We start from the raw sequence: 21,371 nt of genomic DNA, 5'->3' as shown, positions 1-21,371 counted from the left end.
ATGAGGGTTGTGTGTCATCTTGCAAAGTGAGAAAGGGTTTCCGTTTGCAGATGAAGCGTATTTTAGGCGTTTTGTCGGTAGTGGCAATTAGGTAAATTGCAAAACAGTGTTTACTTATGATTACCTGATTGTTTATTAATAGAAAGTTGTTTGTAATTTGGTGTTGCAAAGTGGCTATGCGGATTGTTGCGGAATATATACATTAATGATTCTTTAAGAAATATAGCGAAAGAATACAAAAAAGGCCGTCTGAATATTCAGACGGCCTTTGATATGAAGTGGTTTACAAGAAGAAAATTGAAGCGATAGTCACGGCGATGACGCCATAGATGCTCATCGGGATGACAGTTTTCTTAATGATCGCGCCTTCGGCGTTGTTCACGTTCAACACGCTGCACACGGCGATGATGTTGTTGATGCAGACCATGTTGCCCATTGCGCCGCCGACAGATTGCAGGGCGAGGATGAGGGTAACGGACAGGCCGGTATCAAGCGCGATTTGTTGTTGAATCGGACCGAAGGTCAGGTTGGATACAGTGTTGGAGCCTGAGAAGAATGCACCGATTGCGCCAAGGTAAGGGGAGAAGTACACCCAGTGTTCGCCTGCCATCGCGGCAAACTCTTTACCGATGATTTTCACCATGGAGTCATCGCCGCCGACCATCATCAGCTGAACCATAATCAGCGCACCCATCAGGGCAAGCAGCGGTTTTTTGGTTTGGTTGAACGTTGCAGCGTAGAAAGACCATGCATCTTTGAATTTGGTTTTGTACAGCAGGATGCAGATCCAAACGGTGAAGACAAACGGAATCCAAGCCGGAACGTAGAGGGTTTGATAGGAAGCGTTTACGCCTTGACCGAAGATGTTGCCGAAGGTGATGGTCAGGGAGTCGCTGACGGTGATTTTGGATAAATCAAACGGCAGTTGGAAGCTGAACCATTCTTCTTTGCTGGTCAACAGGCCTTTAATGCCCAGTTGTTTGATACGGGTGACCACCAGCATGCCGATCAGCATACCCAAAGGGGCCAGTGCTTTGGCAACTTGGGTGAAAGGTACTTTTTCTGCATTCGGGTCTTTGGCGTAATCTTTGCTCAAGCCCCAGCCGCGGTTTGCTGCGAATACGGAAACCATCAGGCCGATTGCGCCAGCAACCAGAGATGGGAACTCTTCATTGACCATTGCCAATGCGACATAAGGAAGGGTACAGGAGAAGACGGCAATGCCGATGAAGCCCAAGTTTTTGCGGATTTCAGCCCAAGGCACGATGAAGCTCAAGCCGATGACAGGGATGATGAAACCTGCGAAGAAGTGCATGACGCCGGTTTGTCTGCCGATGGCAAGGATGTTTTCGGCACTCAGGTTCAACGGAGCGAAACCGAACCAAGTCGGTGTGCCTACCGCGCCGAAGGAAACGGGTACAGAGTTCATCACCAAAGTAAAGATGGCTACTTTCAGCGGATTAAAGCCCAAGCTCATCAAGATTGGCGCGGCAATAGCGGCAGGCGTACCGAAACCGGATGCGCCTTCAATCATAAAGGCGAAAGACCAGCCGATGATCATCAATTGGGCAATCGGGTTCGGGCTGATGGTGGCCAGCCATTTGCGGATGACGTCGATACAGCCGGTGGTTTCCATCATGCGGTTGAACATAATGGCACCGAAAATCACGGTAATCGGGGTCAGGGTAGAGACGAGGCCTGACGCTGCCGTTGCGTTGAGCAACATGGCGTTGTCGCCGAAATAAAACAGTTTGATGACGTAAATCAGCGCGGCGGTAATCGGCAGCGCAATGTAAGACGGCATACTGTTTTTCTTAACCATCAGCCAAATCAGCAGGATGATGGGGAAAATGCTGAGAAAGAGAGCCATAGGAATATCCTCGGGGCAACAAGCACCATAACCGTCAATGTAATGGCGGTTTGATACGATGTGTTGAGCAATAAATGTTTTTCGAATAGATATTTGCATCCTCAGATGCGGTTAGTTATCAGGTAAATTGGTTATACCAATTTATGAAAACTGTTGCACACTTTACGTAATCTTATGTAATCGGTCAAGAGTTTTATAACAAAAAAGGCCGTCTGAAATAGGGTTTCAGACGGCCTGAGCGCTTTGCCAGTAGTGCATTTGGTCGAATATCGAATGGTATTTACATTCAATATTTTGTAAAGGTTTAATTTTTGATTGATTTCAAACGAATTATTCTATTCCTGCCCACTTATGCGTCTGTACGCTCAGTTGCCAATGGACGGGGGCATCGGCTCGGCTGTTTAACACGCCGATTTGGCGGATGGTGTCGTAGATATTCATCGCACCGTCTTGTTCGCAAGGCGAGAGATAGTAATGTCGGGCGCGGATTTTGCGTTCCATTTCCTGACAAAACGCAATGACTTCGCCGTCGGCGACAATGCGCACTTCGTCTGCTTTTTCGATGCAGCTTTTTTCATATTTGGCAGCGTAACAGGCTTTGGGACTGGTGGCAACGTAGTCGATTTGCGGCGGAGCGGGGTTGAGGCCGTTGGTTTCGATACACAGAAAATAGCCTTCGGCTTTGAGTGCGTTGAGCAGGGTATCCAAATGCGGTTGGATGGTGGGTTCGCCGCCGGTAATAATGATATTGCGCGCCGTGTAGGTTTTCAGACGGCCCAAAATATCGGACAGGCTCATCATGCCGAATTTGAGGTAGTCGGTATCGCACCAGCTGCACGCAAGATTGCATTTGCCCAGGCGGATGAAAACGGCGGGCATGCCTGTGTTCCAACCTTCGCCTTGCAGGCTTTCAAAGATTTCGACAATGCGGTATTGGGGATTGTTCGGCGTGATGTGAATGGTCATGAATATTAGGTGTGCGGGATTGAATTGTTGTCGTGAAGCGTTTTGAGAAATCGGTTGAGGCAGCCATTCTTTCTGTCAGTTCAATAGGAAAGAATGGCTGGTGTGTATTTAAGCGGCAATGACGGCTGCGGCGGCCAAAAATGCCGGCAAGCCTTGTTTGAACAAAATGCCTTTGTTGCCGGACGAAAATGCGCCCCATGCGGCGGCGATGAGGACGAAGCCGAGGAACAGGATGGTCGCGCCGTAAACGGCGTTGTCGGGTGCGGCAAAGCGCGCCCATACCAAGCCGATGGCGAGGAAGCCGTTGTACAGGCCTTGGTTGGAAAACAGGGTTTGCACGCGCTTTTGTTCCATAAATTCGTAAGGCATATTGAACAGTTCTGCCGCTTTTTCGCTTGGGATTTGCGTCATTTCGAGCCAGGCGATGTAGAAATGTTCGACAGCGACGAAGAGGACGAGGAGGGTGGAGAGGAGTTTCATGAGGATTCCTTTTGATGTTTAGCGGATGGGTGTGTTTGGGGAACAGGCCGTCTGAAAAATACAAAATGCCGGTTTATTCCCCTTCATATTCTGCACACGAAGTCGGCGTTTCCCATAATTTCACGCTGCACACTTTGACACCGGCGTTTTTCAGACGGCCATACATTTCTACGCTCATGTTTTCGGCGGTGGTGCGGCAGGGCAGGCGTAGGGTTTTCATGTTCCAGCCTTCCAAAAGTGCGGCGATTTGGCTTTCGCGTTCGTTGTTGCCGTGATAAATGAAGGCATGGTCGAACGGGTCGGTAATGTGTTGTTTGACGATGGCTTTCAGGTCGGTAAAGTCCATCACCATGCCGTCTTTTGCACCGCCTTGGATAACGGGCGCGGAGACGGTGATTTCGAGTTTGTAGGTGTGGCCGTGCAGGTTTTGGCACTTGCCGTCATGCCCGTCGAGCATGTGCGAGGAATCGAAGGTAAAGATTTTGGTGATTTTCATGAGATGAAGGAAGCCGATCAGGCCGTCTGAACGGTGTCAAACCGGTTTCAGACGGCCTTAAGATTATTGTTCGGAAGGGAGTTTGAGGAAATGCTCGCGATAATGACGCATTTCTTCGATACTTTCGAGGATGTCGTCCAATGCCTTGTGCGAACCGCGTTTGACCACGCTTTTGGCAACGGCCGGATTCCAGCGTTTGGCCAATTCTTTCAGCGTGGATACGTCTAGGTTGCGGTAGTGGAAATAAGCTTCCAAACGCGGCATGTATTTGACCATGAAGCGGCGGTCTTGATGAATGGAGTTGCCGCACATGGGCGTGGATTTCTCGGGTATCCATGCGGACATGAAGTCCAGCAGGTTTTGCTCGACTTCGGCTTCGGTCAGTGTGGATTCGCGTACGCGTTGGGTCAGGCCGGTGCGGCCGTGGGTGGCGGTGTTCCACTCGTCCATGCTGTCGAGCAATTCATCGCTTTGATGGATGACGTATACGTCCGATTGCGCCAGTACGTTCAAATCGGAGTCGGTAATGATCATGGCGACTTCGATAATGCGGTCGTGTTCCGGGTTGAGGCCGGTCATTTCCATATCGAGCCAGCAGAGATTGTTTGCGTTTTGGGTCATTTCAGACGGCCTTGTGTTTTCAGTTGGCAGTATTATAAAGGATAAAGGTTCGGGCCGTCTGAAAGCATTTGTAACAAGTTGTGCAATCTCTTGATATAATCGTCCGTTACACAAAAATTCACCGCCAAAAATCATGAACCCAAGCCCTTTGCTCGATATTATCGATACGCCTCAGGATTTGCGCCGTCTGGAGAAAAAACAGCTGCCGCAAGTCGCCGCCGAATTGCGCGAATTTCTGTTGGATTCCGTCGGTAAGACGGGCGGCCATTTCGCCAGCAACTTGGGCGCGGTCGAGCTGACGGTGGCTCTGCATTATGTGTACGACACGCCCGAAGACCATTTGGTCTGGGATGTCGGCCACCAAAGCTATCCGCACAAAATTCTCACCGGCCGCAAAAATCAAATGCACACCATGCGCCAATACGGCGGTTTGGCGGGTTTTCCTAAACGCAGTGAGTCGGAATACGACGCGTTCGGCGTGGGACATTCTTCCACATCCATCGGCGCGGCCTTGGGCATGGCCGTTGCGGACAAACAGTTGGGCAACAACCGCCGCAGCGTCGCCATCATCGGCGACGGCGCCATGACGGCAGGTCAGGCGTTTGAAGCCCTGAACTGCGCAGGCGATATGGATGTCGATTTGCTGGTCATCCTCAACGACAACGAAATGTCGATTTCCCCCAATGTCGGCGCGCTGCCGAAATATCTTGCCAGCAACGTCGTGCGCGATATGCACGGCCTGTTGAGCACCATCAAAGCCCAATCGAGCAAAGTGTTGGACAAATTGCCCGGCGCGATGGAGCTTGCCCAAAAAGTCGAAAATAAAATCAAAACCTTGGCAGGCGAAGCGGAACACGCCAAACAGTCGCTGTCTTTGTTTGAAAACTTCGGTTTCCGTTACACCGGCCCGGTGGACGGCCACAACGTTGAAAATTTGGTGGACGTATTAAAAGACTTACGCGGCCGCAAAGGCCCTCAGTTGCTGCACGTCATCACCAAAAAAGGCAACGGCTACAAATTCGCCGAAAACGATCCTGTCAAATATCACGCTGTTGCCAAGCTGCCGAGCGAAGTGCCTGCTCCGGAAGTCAAACCTGCCGCGGCCAAGCCAACCTATACGCAAGTGTTCGGCCAATGGCTGTGCGACCAAGCGACGGCGGACGAGCGTTTGGTTGCTATCACGCCTGCCATGCGCGAGGGCAGCGGCTTGGTTGAGTTTGAACACCAATTCCCCGACCGCTATTTCGACGTCGGTATCGCCGAGCAACACGCCGTTACCTTTGCAGGCGGTTTGGCGTGCGAAGGCATCAAGCCTGTCGTGGCGATTTACTCCACTTTCCTGCAACGCGCTTACGACCAGTTGGTACATGACGTTGCCCTGCAAAACCTGCCTGTTTTGTTCGCCATCGACCGCGCAGGTATTGTCGGTGCAGATGGCCCGACCCATGCCGGTTTATACGACTTGAGCTTTTTGCGTTGCGTGCCGAACATGATTATTGCCACACCCAGCGACGAAAACGAATGCCGCCTGCTGCTCTCAACCTGCTATCAGGCAAATTCGCCGTCCGCCGTCCGTTATCCGCGCGGTACAGGCACGGGGGCAACTGTTTTAGACGGCCTGGAAACCGTTGAAATCGGCAAAGGCATCATCCGTCGCGAAGGCAAGAAAATTGCCGTTATCGCCTTTGGCAGCATGGTTGCCCCATCATTGGCCGCTGCCGACAAGCTGAACGCGACCGTTGCCGATATGCGCTTTGTCAAACCGATAGATGAAGAGCTGATCGTCCGTCTCGCCCGAAGCCACGATTACATCGTTACTGCTGAAGAAAACGCCGAACAAGGCGGCGCAGGCAGCGCGGTGTTGGAAGTGTTGGCGAAACACGGTATCTGCAAACCGGTATTGCTGCTGGGTGTAGAAGACAAAGTTACCGAACACGGCGACCCGAAAAAACTCTTAGCCGATTTGGGACTGAATGCCGAAGCCGTTGAAAAACGCATTGCCGGTTGGATAGAGGTCGTCTGAAAAATATTAAAACATCTCAATACATTGCGTAATTTATGGGAAAAAAATTAATCAGCATCAGTATGGTGCGCAACGAAAACGACGTGATCGAATCGTTTGTCCGTCATAATCTCGAGCTGATGGATGAAATGCACATCATCGATCATGGCAGCAGCGATGGTACAAGGGAAATCCTGATTCAATTGAAAGAAGAAGGTTTACCGGTATTTATCTATCAATATCAAGCGCTCAAGTTCAATCAAGACCAATTGGTAAACCTGCTTATGAAGCAGCTTGTAGCAAAAGATGAAGCGATAGATTTTGTTTTTCCGCTGGATGCGGACGAATTTATTTCATGTCCTAGCCGTATCATGCTGGAACAACTTTTGGATGTCATCGGCGAAAACAGGATCGGCATGTACCTTTGGCGCGGCTATTTGCCGACATCGTTGCAATACAACCCTGATTTCACCACTCAATTTACCGAGCAACGCCTCGAAACGCTCTTTACCCCTAAAGTCATTATTCCCAGATGGGCTGCCGAATCTTGCAGCGTGATTATCGGCTGCCATTACATGTTGGATAAAGATGGCAACAAGGTTGAATCAACCCTGTTTCATTCGCCGAATTATCGAGGTTTACATTCCTGGTTTATCGAGCAGTTTTCCGCACAATTTGCAGAGACCGATTTGTTGTGGCTGGGGCATTTCCCAATCCGCTCCTTGAACCAGCACATCAAAAAAATCCTAGAAAAGTCTATCTTGATTGCCATTAAAGACGGAAGTACCGATATTGCCTGGGAAAACCAGTTGCGCGAATTGTTGGACAACGGCATGAAGATGGACTTGAACGATTTACGGCTGTTGGCATACAGATACCGCGCCGGTTCCACAAGTTTAGAGGCCTCACAGTGTGAAGTCAGCCATTACGAACCCTTGCGTAAAAAACCGCTGACGCTGAAATACACCTCGCCGGAAGCAGGCGATCCTTTGATGACTGTCGGACATTTGGTACTTGCATTGGCAAGCGGCGCACAAGATTCCTCTTTAGGCCTTAAGGCCGTCTGAAAAACACAGCCCGCACACACAATGATAGGAAAATTATGATCAGCATCTTTGATATTTTTAAAATCGGCATCGGCCCGTCCAGCTCGCACACCGTCGGCCCGATGAAGGCCGCGGCCGCTTTTGCCGATTTGCTGAATGCCGAAAACTTGGATACACAAGTGGCGCGCATTGTCATTGAAGTGTACGGCTCGCTTGCTTTGACCGGCATCGGACACGGTACATTCGACGCATTATTGCTTGGTTTGGAGGGTAGCCTGCCGCACGATATTCCGCTGGCAGACATCCCCCAACGCTTGGAACGCATCCGCACGCAACACGTTTTAAAATTCAACGGCCGTGAAATGGCCTTCAATCCCGAAAAAGATTTGGATATCCGCGGCGACAAAGTGTTGCCCAAACATCCGAACGGCCTGAACTTTATCGCCTACCATTCAGACGGCCAGAAGCTGAAAGAGCAGATTTATTATTCGGTCGGCGGCGGTTTTGTCGTAACAGACGAAGGGTTTGCACAAGAAGCGCAGGAAAATTCGGACGTGCCATATCCTTACAAAAACTGCGACGAGTTGCTGGCACAATGCCGTCTGAACCAGTTGAATATTTCCGAAGTCGTGTTGGCCAATGAAGCAGCGTTGGCAGGTTGCGATGAAGCGGAAGTTCGCCGCCGTGTGGCCGCCGTAGCCGATGTGATGGAAAACTGCATCAAGCGCGGCTTGGGTGCGGAAGGGCAATTGCCTGGCGGCCTGAACGTACGCCGCCGCGCGCCGCAGTTGGCGGCCAAACTCAAAGTCTTGCGCGAGAGCGAAATCGTCAATACCCAACTTTGGCCGATGGTGTACGCCATGGCGGTCAACGAAGAAAATGCCGCCGGCGGCCGCGTCGTAACCGCACCGACCAACGGCGCGGCAGGCATTATTCCTGCCGTCTTGCACTATTTCCGCAAATTTAATCCGCACGCCAACCAATCGCGTGTTGAAGACTTCCTGCTGACTGCCGGCGCCATCGGCATTTTGTACAAAACCAACGCATCGATTTCCGGCGCGGACGTCGGCTGCCAAGGCGAAGTCGGCGTAGCGTGTTCCATGGCGGCGGGTGCATACGCCGAAGTTATCGGCGGAACACCGAAACAAGTGGAAAACGCCGCCGAAATGGCCATGGAACACCACTTGGGCCTGACCTGCGACCCTGTCGGCGGCTTGGTGCAAATCCCCTGTATCGAGCGCAACGGCATCGCCGCCGAAAAAGCCCTCAAGCTCGCCACGCTTGCGCTTTTGGAAGACGGCACAGACAAAAAAGTTTCACTTGATGAAGTGATTCAAACCATGCTGCAAACCGGCCGCGATATGAAGGCAACCTACAAAGAAACCTCACTCGCCGGCCTGGCCGTTACCTTGCAGAAAAAAGCCGTCCCCGTATCCGTGCGCGTGGTGGAATGTTAGAAATAGAATAGGGCAATTGTCCGATAAAAAAGGCCGTCTGAAATCATTGAGTATTTATTACTGTAATACAAGAACAGATATGGTTAAAAATATGTTCTTCGTAAAATTGGGTTGATGATGAATTGGAAATATACTGCATATTATTAAAAGGAGAATCCTATGCCGAAATACTCTAACATTTGCAGTGCCGCACGTGCTAGCGATTTGGCTGCTGTGCAGGATATTGTTCAAGTCGATCCAAAATCTGTTTTTACTATAAACAGTTACGGTTTTAACGCACTACATGAAGCTCTCATTGCCGACAGTTGCGGGAATGTCAATTTTGAATTGGTAAAATTTTTAGTAGGAGCAGGCTGCCCAATCAATCAAATCAGTAAAGGGGAACACCCTCGCTCTCCGCTGTGGATAGCTGCAGAGTTTTGTCCTGATACTGAAATTGTACAATTTCTTATCGATAATGGGGCAGACTTGGCTACGTTGGAGTCAGCCGGAAATCATAAGCATGTTATAGACTGTATAGATAACCTCAGTGAGCAAAAAGCTGTCCAACAACTACTTAGTAAATTGACAGGGTATCCACTTCCTGAGCCTCCGCCACCACCCAAATTTCCCGATCAGCGTGCTGATACCGCAACATGGAGAAAAACCACGGCGGCAATTAAAAAAGCTTTTGCGCAACTGGAGTGCGCAGATATTATTGCGATACCGAATGCAAGTTATACTGTCGGTGAATGTATTGCTGAATGTTTTGATAGGCTAGAGCGTCAGCCTGACCGCAATCGCTTTGTGGGTTACTGCTTTTATACAGAGCCTAATAAAAACCGTGCAAGAGAATATGGTTGCTTATATTTGAACTATGGCATGATTGGAGATGACGAAAGCGGAATCATCGAATTAGCAGACCGTATTGTTTCTTTATTGCGGCAACAAGGTTTTGATGCAGAGTGGAATGGTAATCCTGACGATTATATCAATGTATGGTTACAGCCATTTTATGCAGCCATAAGGGAGTAAGAATAAGAAAGTGCCGTCTGAAAAACTTTCAGACGGCCTTTTTTGTATGGATTGAAGAACTAACCGTTTTTTTGATAAGGGTTTTCCAGCCCAGCCATTAAGTCGCGGAAGTATTCGCGCAACTGTTTTTCGGAGCAACCCATCAGCAGGGCGTCTTCAAAAGCGTCCTGCGCCATTTGGTAGAGTTCGTTCAAGTTTTCGGTCATGACTTTGACTTTTTCGGTACAGGAAACGATCTGACCGTCGTCGTCATACCATTTGGGCATTTGCGGCATTCCCATAGCTCACCTCAGTTTAAGAAACGGGAAGGGTCGTTTTTCTTTACACGGCGGCCGAAGGCGTATTTCGCGCTCCAATATTTGTGGCCGAGGCTGGTAATTTCGATGCGTTTGCCCGTCCTCGGTGCGTGAATGAAATTGTTGTTGCCGATGTAGAGGCCGACGTGGGAGATACGGCCGCGACCCATGGTGCGGAAAAAGACCATGTCGCCCGGCTGCAATTCCGAACGGCTCACGGCAACGCCCATTTGCGCTTGTTCGGCAGAAGTGCGCGGCAGGTTCAGGCCCATGGCGCGTTTAAAGATGTGTTGCATGAAGCCACTGCAGTCAAAGCCGGTAGAGGCTGATGTGCCGCCGTAGCGGTAGGCCACGCCGAGCAAGCCCATGGCGCTGCCGATTAACTCATCTGCATTGCCCGAAGGTGCGCGCGTATTGTTGCTTGCGGCAGGATAGGTATTGATGGGATGGACAGGGGTTGCCTGACGCGTATTGCCGTAAACGTTGGCGTTGTCGTTGAATTGGTTTAAAACACGCTGACGGGTGGTAATCAGGTTTTCCAAATCATCGGCGTAAGAAAAATTGACGCTCGCGAGCATGGCGACCGAAGTCCAAACTGCTGCGAGCCGGAGTAAAAAATTCATTGTACAAACTTCCGTTTCAGAAGGCATTCCCTGCCGATTGCAGGCACATTGCCGGTTTCTGAGATGTTATCCCGTATCATTCTCTTGTTATCTGCTTGATTGTATTAAAAAACTGTCTTTTTGGCAAAAAAACTGCTGTTATTTTGCGTTAAACCCTTGTTTCCAAAAGAACTAGAAAAACATCAGGCGCGGTTTCGCTTGATTTATCCGCCGCTGCAACCATATAAGCGGCATTCATTGATTTATTTTCAGAGACTGACATGACACAAAATCACAGCGATATCCGTACACGCTTTATCTTTGACGATATGCCCATCCGCGGTATGCACATCCGCCTCGAAAAGGTTTGGCAACACATCGTCAACCAAAAACATTATCCTGTCGCCATCCGCCGCGCTTTAGGCGAGTTGTTGGCCGCCTGCTCTTTATTGTCTGCCAACCTTAAAAACGAAGGCACGCTGATTGTTCAGGTTCAAGGTCAGGGCCGTCTGAAAATGTTGGTGGTGGAAGCGACTTCTGAAAATACTGTCCGCGCTACCGCCCGTTGGGACGAAACTGCTGAAATCCGTGATGATGAAAGCCTGACTGCGCTGTTGGGCGAAAACAGCGTGTTCGTTTTGACCCATCAGCCTAAAGATGCCGACCCTTGGCAAGGTGTTGTGCCGCTGGAAGGCGACAGCATTGCGCAAATGCTGGTCAACTATATGAAACGTTCCGAGCAGCTCGATACTTATATTACGCTTGCCGCCGACGACCACGCCGCAGGCGCATTATTGCTGCAACGCCTGCCGGAAGAAGAATTGGATGATGCCGCTTGGGAGCATGTGACCACGCTTGCGCAAACGCTTACTCCGCAAGAATTGACCGGTTTGGACGCTCATCACGCCCTTTACCGCCTTTACCATGAAACCCCGCCCCGCGTTTTTGAACCGGAAGCCATTGAATTTGCCTGCACCTGCTCCCGCGGCAAAGTCAGCGATATGCTGTTGATGCTTGGCGGTCAGGAAGTCGGCGGCGTGGTGGCGGAACAAGGCAGCATTCAAATTGACTGCGATTTCTGCCATAGCAAATATGTGTTTGATGAAACCGATGTCAACGCTTTGTTTGGTGCGGACGTGGTGAATGCCGTCCGTCAAGAAAATGAGCGTTTGCAGTAATTGCGCGATAAAAGTTGCTTAAAAAATTAGATTATTTAATAGAAGGGCAGGTGTAAAACCTGCCCTTTCTTTTTGGGAAAACTGAATATCATCAATAGGAAATGCCGTCTGAAAAAAGCGTGGCTGATTTCAGACGGCATGATTGTTTTAAACGATGCGTTTAATGTTTAAAGATTATTTCCAAACCAACAAAGCGTGGTTGCGTTTGCCGCGGCGGACGATGGTGTATTTGCCGAAACGTTTGTGTTCGTCGGTCAGCATATAGGCATCGTCAGGTTTTTCAGCGGCATGGTTCGGATTGTTGGCTTCAGCAGGTTTGCCGTTGAGCAAAACCGCTTTGCTGTTGACAAAACCGCGCGCTTCTTTGTTGGAAGACGCCAAACCGGTTTTCACCAAAGTCTCCACCACGTTGAGGCTCTCGGAAACTTCAAAAGTCGGCAGGCCATCGAGTGCCAGCTGCTCGAAGTCGCTTTCGGTGAGATGGCTTTGGTCTTCGGCAAACAAGCTTTCAGAAATGCGTTGGGCGGCGGCAAGGGCTTCTTCGCCGTGAATCAGGCGGGTCATTTCCTCTGCAAGAATGCGTTGCGCTTCTGGTTTGGTGCCGCTGGCTTTGTCTTTCGCTTCGATGGCATCGATTTCTTCGATAGACAGGAAGGTAAAGTATTTCAGGAATTTATACACATCTGCATCGGCGACTTTCAGCCAGAACTGGTAGAACTGATATGGCGAGGTTTTCTTCGCGTTCAACCATACCGCGCCGCCCTCGGTTTTGCCGAATTTGGTGCCGTCTGATTTGGTAACCAAAGGCAGGGTCAGGCCGAATACTTGTTTTTGGTGCAGGCGGCGGGTCAAGTCGATACCGGCAGTGATGTTGCCCCATTGGTCGGAACCGCCGATTTCCAAAACCGCGCCATGGCGTTTGTTCAATTCGGCAAAGTCGTAGCCTTGAAGCAGGGAGTAGGCGAATTCGGTAAAGGAAATGCCCACGTCGTCGCGCTCGATACGCTGTTTGACAGATTCTTTGTTCAGCATGGCGTTGACGGAGAAATGCTTGCCGATGTCGCGCAGGAAGTCGAGGCAGTTCATGCTGCCGAACCAGTCGGCGTTGTTGGCCATAATAGCAGCGTTATCGCCTTCAAAGCTCAAGAAAGGGGTCAATTGGTTGCGGATGCTTTCTACCCAGCCGGCAACGGTTTCGGCGGAATTCAAGCTGCGTTCTGTCGCTTTAAAGCTTGGGTCGCCGATCATACCGGTCGCGCCGCCCACCAAAGCAATCGGCGTATGACCGGCTTGTTGGAAACGGCGCAATGCCAATACAGGCAGCAAGTGGCCGATGTGCAGGCTGTCGGCCGTCGGGTCAAAACCGCAATAGAGGGAAATTTTTTGTTCGTTTAGCAAAGCGTCTAAGGCTTCGATGTCGGTAGTTTGCGCGATTAAGCCACGCGATTGTAGGTCTTTGATGACGCTCATTGATGTCTTCCAAAAAAATTAGCAGTTTTACAAACTGCTAATTGTAGCAAATTTCATCGGATGAATGGCTATGGCTTACTGAAGAAGCGTGTGTTTTTCAGAAAAACGCTTGGCCAGTTCTCTGCCGCCGTAAGGGTTGATGTGGTCTCTATCGGAATAAACCGGCAATCCGTTGATTTTGAAATTCTGCGGAATATAGGCGGCGGCATCGATAATATACACATTGGCATATTTTTCGGCTAATTTTTTGATGCGTTCGTTTCCTTTAAAAGTGTTTTGTTCATCAATAACAAGATTTTGATTAAATCCCGGTATGCGGTAAGACAGGATATAGGCGCGCAAACCGTTGTAGGATAGATTAGGGTTGTCTATCATCAGGTAAACCGCTTGTTTTTCCGAAGAAAGTTTTTGCAACATGAGGTCGAATTTTTTGAAAAAATCGGCATCGTAAGCAAGGGAATGGCTGTTTTCAGGCATTTGGCTGCCCCAGCGCATGGCTAAAAGCACTTTTGAGTATTGGGGCAGATGCTCTTTGGCATACTCATAAACGGCACGGCAGGAAGCGTTTTGCTTGAATACGGGGGCGGCATAACCTTCTACATAGGCACAACTGTCCGCAGTGACCATTGTTGCCGACCATTTTTCTTTTTTGCCGACGGTATCAAAAAACGTTTTATATTGGTCGGCATGCGAATCGCCTAGAATCAGTAATTCCGGCTGTTTGTCGGTATCGCCCCAAACACATTGTTTGTCGGTATTGTTGTGGCAAGAAGTGTAGGAACGCGCCAATCCCATATGGTCGTACTGCTCCATAAACGGGAGCCTCATGGCAAGAAAAGGCGTTATGGCCAAAACAAGCATGGGGGCGGCATAAACCCATGCCACAGATTGGGCAAAAGAGCCTTTCCACTTTTTAAACGGTTTCTCGACAAAATAATAAGAAAGCAGGGAGAGTGCAAACATTAAGACAATCGCGGCCGCAGTCGAATACGAAGGCAGATTGTTTGCACCGATGTATCTCATAAAAGCCAATACAGGCCAATGCCACAGATACAGTGAATAGGAAATCAAGCCTATGCCGACTGTAATCTTCCATTGGAAAAATTTTTTCAGCCGGTGTTCAAATTGATTGAAATAAATGAATGCGGCGGCGGCCAAACAAGGAATGATGGCGGCAGGCCCCGGGAAATAGGCGGTTTTTTCCGTATAGGCAAACAGGCAGGCAAACAGTACGCATACGGAAAGTAATGCGCCTGCCGCCGCATATGGTTTGCCGGTATCCAGCCCTTGTTGTTGCCGGTATTGCATCCACACTGCAGTCAACGAGCCGATCAGCATTTCGCAGGCGCGCAGATGGGGCAGGTAATATTTATCCAGCGAAGTCGGTATAAAAGAAGCCAAAATGCTGAATACGCATAGCGTGATGAGGAAGGCAAACTGGGTGCGCCAGCTTTTGCGGACAACCAATAACAGCAATATCGGGAAGACGAAATAATATTGTTCTTCGACCGATAAAGACCAAATGTGAAGCAAAGGTTTTTCTTCTTGTATGGGGTCGAAATAGCCCTGACCCTTTGCAAAAAAGATATTGGAAATGAACCCCAAGGTGGACAGTGCCGTCCTCCATAAAAGGGAAAAATCATCTTTGGTGAATAAAAGAAAGCCGCATATCAGCGTTGCCGCCAATACGGTAAAAAATGCGGGCAGTATCCGCTTGATACGGCGGATGTAAAACTTTTTGAACGAGAAAATTCCACTGCTCATTTCACGATGGATAATCATCGTGATCAGAAAGCCGGAAATGACAAAAAAGATATCAACACCAAGAAAGCCGCCAGGCAGCCAGTTTTTTTCAATATGGAAAACGACAACGGATAGAACAGCAACGGCACGCAATGTATCAATATCTGGGCGGTAAGATAAAACTTTGCTCATAATATTTTGATTTTAATTAGTTTATTTTAATGGCGTCGTCTGAAAAGTGATTCCTGCCGAGAATGGCAGTATTTCGGAGGTCGGCCATCGTTTGTCGGAACAGGGCAGTTTGTTTGCCTTCTTAGAATGATTGCTGATGATATGCGTTTGAATAGTAATGGATTAGAGTAGGAATAAAGTTGATAGTTTCAACATAATATTTAATATGTTGTTTTTATAATGAATCAATACGATGTGGTATTGTTTAATTTTTTATTGTCATATCAATGATATTGTTATTGATGATGTAACCTTGCGCTATTTTTAGGTGAGGCGTCGGTAAGAGATGGGAGATTTGAAGAAAGAAAAATTACGGGCCATGTCCGTATTTATTATGGAGATAATGTCTTGTTTTGTTGATATTTCAAGACGTGAGGCCGTCTGAAAATAAATTCAGACGGCCTTAATCTTAGAAAAGGCCGTCTGAAAAAGCGTTTTACCGGGTTTATACGTTAAACAGGAAGTGCATCACATCGCCGTCTTGTACGACGTATTCTTTGCCTTCCACACGCATTTTGCCGGCTTCTTTGGCTTTGGCTTCGCCGCCTAAAGCGATGAAGTCTTCGTAGGAGATAACTTGGGCGCGGATGAAGCCGCGTTCAAAGTCGGTGTGAATGACGCCGGCGGCTTGCGGTGCAGTGTCGCCTTTGTGGATGGTCCAGGCGCGGACTTCTTTGACGCCGGCGGTGAAGTAGGTTTGCAGGCCCAAGAGGTCGTAGCCGGCACGAATCAGGCGGTTCAGGCCCGGTTCTTCCAAGCCCATTTCGGCGAGGAACTCGGCTTTTTCGTCGTCTTCCAACTCGGCGATTTCGCTCTCCATCGCGGCGCAAACGGCAACGACGGGCGCGTTTTCTTTTTCAGCCAATTCTTTCAGGCGGTCGAGGTGCGGATTGTTTTCAAAACCGTCTTCGGAAACGTTGCCGACGTACATGGCAGGTTTGGCGGTCAGCAAGAACAGCGGCTTGAGCATGGCGAGTTCTTCCGCGTCCAAACCGAAGGAGCGGACGGGTTTGCCTTCGTCCAGATGCGGCAGCAGTTTTTTGCACAGTTCGACCAGTTTTTGCGCGTCTTTGTCGCCTGAGCGGGCGCGTTTTTCTTCGCGGACGATGGCTTTTTCGACGCTGGCCAAGTCGGCCAGTGCCAATTCGGTGCCGATGGTTTCGATGTCGGCAATCGGATCGACTTTGCCTGCAACGTGAACGATGTTGTCGTCGTCAAAGCAGCGTACGACGTTGACGATGGCGTCAGTCTCGCGGATGTTGGCGAGGAACTGGTTGCCCAAACCTTCGCCTTTGCTCGCGCCTGCAACCAAACCGGCAATGTCGACGAATTCGACGATGGCAGGCTGCATTTTTTGCGGATTGACGATTTTTGCCAATTCAGCCATACGCGGATCAGGGACTTCAACGATGCCGACGTTGGGTTCGATGGTACAGAAAGGATAGTTTGCCGCTTCGATACCCGATTGGGTCAGCGCGTTAAATAGGGTAGATTTGCCGACGTTGGGCAAACCAACGATGCCGCATTTCAAGCTCATGGTTTTTCCTGAAAAGATAAAAGTTTAACGGCGGATTATAGCATATTGTGGAGGTACTCAAAACAGCCGCAATGCTGGTGTATGTTCATCATAAAAAGGCCGTCTGAAAACTGTTTCAGACGGCCTTTTTTTCCGTACTGCTTTAACCGGTATTACGCAAACCTTGCGCTACGCCGTTGATGGTCAAGTGAACCATCAGCAGGGCGTGCGGATTGTCGGGCTCTTTGCGCAGGCGTTTGAGCATGGCAACTTGCAGGCCGTTGAGGGCGTTCAGGTATGGAATCCTCAAGGCAAGCGAACGGGCGAGGCTGCGGTTGTCGCGCAGAAGCTCTTCGGTTTGCAGCAGGTCGAGCAGTGCTTTGCGGCTGCGTTGGTATTCTTCCTTGATCATGCCGAAGATGATTTTTGCTTTATCGGGCGATTCGCTCAAGCCGGCATAGTTTTCCGCCAAAGTGATGTCGGTTTTCGCCATGACTTGTTCCATATTGGAGAGCATGGCTTGGAAGAACGGGTTGCTTTGGGCGTGTTCGCGCAGGGCGGCGAGGGTTTCGGGTTTGCCTTCGCACAAGGTTTCCACTGCGCTGCCGAAACCGTACCAAGCCGGCAGCATGAGGCGGTTTTGCATCCAGGAGAATACCCACGGAATCGCGCGCAAGTCCTGAATCCGCGCCAGGGTTTTGCGGCTGGCGGGACGGCTGCCGAGGTTGAGGGTGGCGATTTCCTGAATCGGGCTGGTTTGCAGGAAGTAGTCGATGAAGTCGGGGTGGGTAATCAGTTCGCGGTAGTATTTGAACGATACGTCCGACAAATCCTGCATCAGCTTGGCATCAGGGTCTTTTTTGTCCGGCAGGATGCTGGCTTCCAAAGTCGCGGCGACCAAGGTTTCCAAGTTGCGTTGGGCATTGCCCGGATCGGCGTATTTGGCGGTAATGACTTCGCCTTGCTCAGTAATGCGGATTTGTCCGGCAACGCTGCCCGCGGGTTGCGCCAAAATGGCTTGGTAAGACGGGCCGCCGCCGCGGCCTACGCTGCCGCCGCGGCCGTGGAACAGGCGCATGCGGACATCGTATTTTTTGAAGAGTTCGACCAAGCCCAATTCAGCCTGATACAGACACCATGAGCTGGTAACGTAGCCGCCGTCTTTGTTGGAGTCGGAGTAGCCGAGCATGATTTCTTGGATGTTGCCGCGACTTTCGAGCAGGGCGTCATACCAGTCGAGGCGGAACATGGTTTCCATGACCGGGCAGGCGTTTTCGAGCGCTTCGATGGTTTCAAACAGAGGCACGATGTTGATGCGGCTGCGTGGTTTGCCGTTTTCCACTGTCAACAGGCCGCTTTCTTTCAGCAGCAATGCCAAGGCGAGCAGGTCGCTGGGTTGTTCGCAGTTGGAAATAATGCTTTGCGTCACGGCATCTTCGCCGAATTCGTCTTTGATTTTGCGCGCTTCGTTGAAAATCGCCAGCTCGTGGCGGGTATGGTCGCTGTATGTGATAAACGGGCTGTACAGAGGACGTTGATGGCTCAATTCGCGCAACAGGGCAGTTTGTTTTTGCTCTTCGTTCAGGCTGTTGTAGTCTTCCAAGCCTGCGTGTTGGAAAAGCTCGGCAACCACATCGGCGTGTTTGCCTGCGTGTTGGCGCAGGTCGAGCGGCATCATGTGGAAGCCGAACACGGACACGCTGCGGATAATGTCGGCCAGACGGCCTTCCGCCAGCAGTTGGCTGCCGTTTTCGTGGAGCGAGCGTTGCAGTTTTTTCAGGTCGTTGAGGAACTCTTCAACCGTGGCATAAGGCTCGAGGAAGCCGAATTTGCAGCCCATCCCCAAACCGAGTGAGCGCGCTTTGCCCATGGCGCGTGCCATGATGTAGGCGATGGCGCGGCGGTAGGGTTCTTCGGTACGGGCGATTTCTTCGTCAGGCGAGAGGGCGGCCAATGCCATCACATCGTCGTTGACTTTGACGCGGCGGATGGAGAGTGGCAATTCGCGGTAAAGTTTGTCGAGTTCGCCACGATAGAAACGGAACACTGCGTCGGCATGCCGTCTGAACGCAAAACGCAAGGTTTCGGCAGAAACGAACGGGTTGCCGTCGCGGTCGCCGCCGATCCAGCCGCCGATTTTAAGGATATTCGGAACGCGGACGCCGGGATAGGCCGTCTGAAAGTCGCGTTCCATTGTGCGGTAGAGTTTAGGCAGGGCTTCAAAGAAGCTCATTGGGAAGATGGATACACCGTTGTTGATCTCGTCGTTGACGCTGAGTTTGTGGCGGCGCGTTTCGCTGGTCTGCCACAAGCCCAAAAGGACTGTGTCGATTTCGCGGCGCAACTGAGCCAGCGCATCAGGATTAGTGCAGCGTTCGCGTTGCGGCAGCAGCGCACGGATGCGGCGGTTAAAGCTCAAGACGGTTTGGCGTTGCACTTCGGTCGGGTGCGCGGTCAAAACGGCGGTAACGACCGTGTTGTCCAGTTGTTGCTGCACCGATTTGCCGTTGACTTTTCCGGCTTTAAGCTTGCGCACGGTTTCCGTCAGGCTGCCTTCGGCGCCGCTGTGGCCGGCTTCTTCGTGGATTTGGCGGCGGCGTTCGTGGTGCACGTCTTCGGCGATGTTCAGAATTTGTGCGAACAGGCCGCAGGCCAGGGTTAAATCGTGGGTTTGCTGTTCGTCCAGTTGCGGCAACACCTTCTCAATCAAGGCGGCGCTGTCGTCTGAAGTCGATAACAACTTAACGGTTTCGACCACCAAAGGCGATGCTTCCTCATGCAGCAGATTGAACAGAGACTGTTTTAAAAATTCCGCATCCGCTGCCAAAGCGGCATCTTTGGGATTGTTTAAGATATGCAGTTGCATGATTTTTCTCTTATTTAAATGTTAATTTGGGTTTGTCCCGAACCCATTGTATAGCAAATTTTTGTAAACCGCCAATGCTGCCGTCCGATACATTTCAAACCGGAAAACGGCCGTCCGTATCCGCCGCGTGGCCGGTGTCTGTAAAATGCCGTAAAATATTGGCTGTCAAAACAGAGGCGAGAACCCCATGATCGAATTCCCCAACCAGCCCGATTTTCCTGAGCAACACACCGCCGTCGCCGTCGGCACCATCAACATGAGCCAGCAGGCGATACGGGTGTTGATAGAGAATGCCGCCGAAAAGGCAAGCATCCTGACCATCGCCCGCGTTGCCGCCATTCAAAACATCAAACAAAGCGGCAACCTGATTCCGCTGCACCTGCCCGGCCGCATCATCGGCGTGCAGGTTGATTTCGATATTAACGTCGAGCTGGCCTGCCTGAAAGCCACATTGACCGTCCAAGCGCACAGCAACGGCAGCATTGCCACCGAAGCCCTGACCGGCCTCAATCTGGCACTCTTGAGCGTTTACGACATGATGAAAGACGTTGACCGCAATATGATGCTCAGCGGTATCCGCCTCGAATCCGAAACCAGCAGCGAAGGCCGCCCTTTCCTGTTTGACAACGCCTACGAAAATATTAATTTCTAAACCACTCAGGCCGTCTGAATATTCGGTTTCAGACGGCCTTATTGTTATGATGAACGATCAACAACTTTTGCGGTTCAGCCGCCATATCCTGTTGGATGAAATCGGTATCGAAGGCCAAGAAAAACTCTTGGCCGCCCATGCGCTCGTTGTCGGTTGCGGCGGGCTGGGTGCGGCGGCCTTGCCGTATCTTGCCGCCGCCGGTATCGGCCGCCTGACGATTGCCGATGCCGATACCGTCGACGAGACCAACCTTCAACGCCAAATCACGTTTACCGAAGCCGACATCGGCAAAAACAAGGCTTTGGTCATGCAAGGCCGTCTGAAACAGATCAACAGCCAAACACACATTACCGCCATGGCCGAATTTCTCGATGAGGCCAAGCTGGTCGAATTGGCAAACGCCGCCGACATCATCCTTGATTGTTCCGACAACTATCCCACACGCCAGGCGGTCAACCGCGCCGCCGTTGACGCGTGCACGCCTTTGGTTTCCGCCGCGGCCGTCCGCTTTGATGGACAAATCGCCGTGTACCGCCCCGACCTTCCCGATACGCCTTGTTATGCCTGCCTGTTTGACGGCGAACAAGCCGACGACGGCGCTTGTGCATTGTTCGGCGTTTTTTCGCCCTTGGTCGGTGTTGTCGGAACGACCCAAGCCGCCGAAGCGCTCAAAGTGCTGCTCGGTATCGGCACGCCGTCGCACGGCAAACTTTCCACCTACAACGCATTGAGCGGACAATGGCGGCAATACGGGGTGAGGCGCAATCCCGAATGTCCGGTTTGCAGCGGCCGTTAAAGACAAAAGCAGGGCAAAGGTTTCACTACTCCGAAGCCAATCCGCCGGAGCAATCATGCTTATCTTTCA

The 21,371-nt window shown here is 50.7% G+C and carries 18 protein-coding genes; 7 read left to right on the top strand and 11 right to left on the bottom strand.

Annotated elements, in window-relative coordinates:
* Window positions 1–283: 283 nt before the first annotated feature.
* The 5 genes from FOC66_RS06810 to orn all read right to left on the bottom strand — a co-directional run bounded on the left by FOC66_RS06810 (window position 284) and on the right by orn (window position 4,433).
* Entirely contained in the window at window positions 284–1,870 is a 1,587-nt protein-coding gene (locus FOC66_RS06810; protein WP_003748905.1) for an L-lactate permease, read from the bottom strand.
* Window positions 1,871–2,200: 330 nt separating this feature from the next.
* Complete coding sequence (locus tag FOC66_RS06805; protein WP_003748903.1) at window positions 2,201–2,836, bottom strand: 7-carboxy-7-deazaguanine synthase QueE; 636 nt, start codon at window positions 2,834–2,836, stop codon at window positions 2,201–2,203.
* A gap of 108 nt (window positions 2,837–2,944) precedes the next feature.
* Complete coding sequence (locus FOC66_RS06800; RefSeq protein ID WP_003748902.1) at window positions 2,945–3,316, bottom strand: DUF1304 domain-containing protein; 372 nt, start codon at window positions 3,314–3,316, stop codon at window positions 2,945–2,947.
* Between the two features lie 73 nt (window positions 3,317–3,389).
* On the bottom strand, window positions 3,390–3,812 hold the full coding sequence (gene queD, locus FOC66_RS06795) for a 6-carboxytetrahydropterin synthase QueD (protein WP_003748900.1): 423 nt from the start codon (window positions 3,810–3,812) through the stop codon (window positions 3,390–3,392).
* Window positions 3,813–3,875: 63 nt separating this feature from the next.
* Complete coding sequence (orn, locus tag FOC66_RS06790; protein ID WP_003748898.1) at window positions 3,876–4,433, bottom strand: oligoribonuclease; 558 nt, start codon at window positions 4,431–4,433, stop codon at window positions 3,876–3,878.
* A gap of 133 nt (window positions 4,434–4,566) precedes the next feature.
* Between orn and dxs the strand changes: the two genes are divergently transcribed.
* The 4 genes from dxs (at window position 4,567) to FOC66_RS06770 (ending at window position 9,952) form a co-directional block, all read left to right on the top strand.
* Window positions 4,567–6,456, top strand: coding sequence for a 1-deoxy-D-xylulose-5-phosphate synthase (gene dxs, locus FOC66_RS06785; protein WP_003748896.1), 1,890 nt, complete (start codon window positions 4,567–4,569; stop codon window positions 6,454–6,456).
* 35 nt (window positions 6,457–6,491) lie between these two features.
* Window positions 6,492–7,502, top strand: a complete 1,011-nt coding sequence (locus tag FOC66_RS06780; RefSeq protein WP_003748894.1) for a glycosyltransferase family 2 protein — start codon at window positions 6,492–6,494, stop codon at window positions 7,500–7,502.
* A 35-nt stretch (window positions 7,503–7,537) separates the two neighbouring features.
* Complete coding sequence (locus FOC66_RS06775) at window positions 7,538–8,938, top strand: L-serine ammonia-lyase (RefSeq protein ID WP_003748892.1); 1,401 nt, start codon at window positions 7,538–7,540, stop codon at window positions 8,936–8,938.
* 159 nt (window positions 8,939–9,097) lie between these two features.
* Window positions 9,098–9,952 carry an ankyrin repeat domain-containing protein gene (locus tag FOC66_RS06770; protein ID WP_003748891.1) on the top strand — a complete coding sequence of 285 codons (855 nt, stop codon included), beginning with the start codon at window positions 9,098–9,100 and terminating at the stop codon, window positions 9,950–9,952.
* Window positions 9,953–10,011: 59 nt separating this feature from the next.
* Here FOC66_RS06770 and FOC66_RS06765 read toward each other — a convergent pair whose 3' ends face one another.
* Together FOC66_RS06765 and FOC66_RS06760 are read right to left on the bottom strand one after the other, a co-directional pair.
* A complete protein-coding gene (locus FOC66_RS06765; protein WP_003748889.1) occupies window positions 10,012–10,233 on the bottom strand; it encodes a hypothetical protein in 222 nt (73 codons plus the stop codon).
* An 8-nt stretch (window positions 10,234–10,241) separates the two neighbouring features.
* Window positions 10,242–10,871: a C40 family peptidase gene (locus FOC66_RS06760; RefSeq protein WP_003748886.1), complete on the bottom strand. Its 630-nt coding sequence runs from the start codon at window positions 10,869–10,871 to the stop codon at window positions 10,242–10,244.
* A gap of 260 nt (window positions 10,872–11,131) precedes the next feature.
* Here FOC66_RS06760 and hslO point away from each other — a divergent pair, with 260 nt between their 5' ends.
* Window positions 11,132–12,028, top strand: coding sequence for an Hsp33 family molecular chaperone HslO (gene hslO, locus FOC66_RS06755; RefSeq protein WP_003748884.1), 897 nt, complete (start codon window positions 11,132–11,134; stop codon window positions 12,026–12,028).
* Between the two features lie 174 nt (window positions 12,029–12,202).
* Here the strand turns inward: hslO and tyrS are convergent, their stop codons facing one another.
* The 4 genes from tyrS to ppc form a co-directional block, all read right to left on the bottom strand.
* Window positions 12,203–13,498 (bottom strand): tyrosine--tRNA ligase, encoded by a 1,296-nt coding sequence (tyrS, locus tag FOC66_RS06750; protein WP_003748882.1) that lies wholly within the window; start codon window positions 13,496–13,498, stop codon window positions 12,203–12,205.
* A 75-nt stretch (window positions 13,499–13,573) separates the two neighbouring features.
* Window positions 13,574–15,433: an acyltransferase family protein gene (locus tag FOC66_RS06745; protein WP_003748880.1), complete on the bottom strand. Its 1,860-nt coding sequence runs from the start codon at window positions 15,431–15,433 to the stop codon at window positions 13,574–13,576.
* Window positions 15,434–15,917: 484 nt separating this feature from the next.
* Window positions 15,918–17,009, bottom strand: a complete 1,092-nt coding sequence (gene ychF, locus FOC66_RS06740) for a redox-regulated ATPase YchF (protein WP_003748877.1) — start codon at window positions 17,007–17,009, stop codon at window positions 15,918–15,920.
* Between the two features lie 142 nt (window positions 17,010–17,151).
* On the bottom strand, window positions 17,152–19,854 hold the full coding sequence (ppc, locus tag FOC66_RS06735) for a phosphoenolpyruvate carboxylase (protein WP_003748875.1): 2,703 nt from the start codon (window positions 19,852–19,854) through the stop codon (window positions 17,152–17,154).
* Window positions 19,855–20,041: 187 nt separating this feature from the next.
* Here ppc and FOC66_RS06730 point away from each other — a divergent pair, with 187 nt between their 5' ends.
* Window positions 20,042–20,506: a cyclic pyranopterin monophosphate synthase MoaC gene (locus FOC66_RS06730; RefSeq protein ID WP_003748873.1), complete on the top strand. Its 465-nt coding sequence runs from the start codon at window positions 20,042–20,044 to the stop codon at window positions 20,504–20,506.
* Between the two features lie 49 nt (window positions 20,507–20,555).
* Complete coding sequence (locus FOC66_RS06725) at window positions 20,556–21,302, top strand: HesA/MoeB/ThiF family protein (RefSeq protein ID WP_172884835.1); 747 nt, start codon at window positions 20,556–20,558, stop codon at window positions 21,300–21,302.
* Window positions 21,303–21,371 lie beyond the last annotated feature (69 nt).

The organism is Neisseria mucosa (genome assembly GCF_013267835.1).
GTDB lineage: Bacteria > Pseudomonadota > Gammaproteobacteria > Burkholderiales > Neisseriaceae > Neisseria.
This window is presented reverse-complemented; position numbering and strand designations above follow the sequence as displayed.